1 rRNA gene is annotated in these 1,349 nt (G+C 58.6%); it reads left to right on the forward strand.

The features are described 5' to 3' along the window. Nucleotides 1-1,349 (forward strand): 23S ribosomal RNA (locus AC4H2H_RS19710); the annotation flags it as partial.

The following is a 1,349-nucleotide window of genomic DNA, read 5'->3' on the forward strand; positions in this document are numbered from 1 at the left end:
CATAGTCGAACCGCATTGAAAGGCGGACCACAGACGGTGCGAGTCCGGTAGACGAAATGGCGTGGCCTCCCGAAGGGGATCCCAAGTAGCACGGGGCCCGAGAAATCTCGTGTGAATCTGGCAAGACCACTTGCTAAGCCTAAATACTACCTAGTGACCGATAGCGGACCAGTACCGTGAGGGAAAGGTGAAAAGTACCCCGGGAGGGGAGTGAAATAGTACCTGAAACCGTGTGCCTACAATCCGTTGGAGCCTCCTTGGTTGGGGTGACAGCGTGCCTTTTGAAGAATGAGCCTGCGAGTTAGTGCTCAGTGGCGAGGTTAACCCGTGTGGGGAAGCCGTAGCGAAAGCGAGTCCGAACAGGGCGATACAGTCGCTGGGTCTAGACCCGAAGCGAAGTGATCTAGCCATGGGCAGGTTGAAGCGCGGGTAAGACCGCGTGGAGGACCGAACCCACCAGGGTTGAAAACCTGGGGGATGACCTGTGGTTAGGGGTGAAAGGCCAATCAAACTTCGTGATAGCTGGTTCTCCCCGAAATGCATTTAGGTGCAGCGTCACGTGTTTCTTGCCGGAGGTAGAGCTACTGGATGGCCGATGGGCCCTACAAGGTTACTGACGTCAGCCAAACTCCGAATGCCGGTAAGTGGAAGCGTGGCAGTGAGACTGCGGGGGATAAGCTCCGTAGTCGAGAGGGAAACAGCCCAGACCACCGGCTAAGGCCCCTAAGCGTGTGCTAAGTGGGAAAGGATGTGGAGTTGCACAGACAACCAGGAGGTTGGCTTAGAAGCAGCCACCCTTGAAAGAGTGCGTAATAGCTCACTGGTCAAGTGATTCCGCGCCGACAATGTAGCGGGGCTCAAGTACACCGCCGAAGCCGTGGCATCTGCGCTCAACTCAGGCCTTCGTGGTCCAGAGGCGCAGGTGGGTAGGGGAGCGTCGTGTGGGCAGTGAAGCCGCGGGGGAACCCAGCGGTGGAGCCCACACGAGTGAGAATGCAGGCATGAGTAGCGAAAGACGGGTGAGAAACCCGTCCGCCGAATGACCAAGGGTTCCAGGGCCAGGTTAATCCGCCCTGGGTAAGTCGGGACCTAAGGCGAGGCCGACAGGCGTAGTCGATGGACAAGGAGTTGATATTCTCCTACCGGCGAAGAACCGCCCATACCGAGCCCGGTGATGCTAACCGTCCAAACTTGCCCACCGACCCTTCGGGGTCATCGGGCAAGGGCGCACGGGACCCGAACCGGTAGTAGGTAAGCGTATTAACAGGGGTGACGCAGGAAGGTAGCCCGGCGTGGCGATGGTTGACCACGTCCAAGGCTGTAGGCCGTCGGGTAGGCAAATCCGCCCG

The sequence above is a fragment of the Cellulosimicrobium sp. BMG9.22 genome (assembly GCF_059159975.1).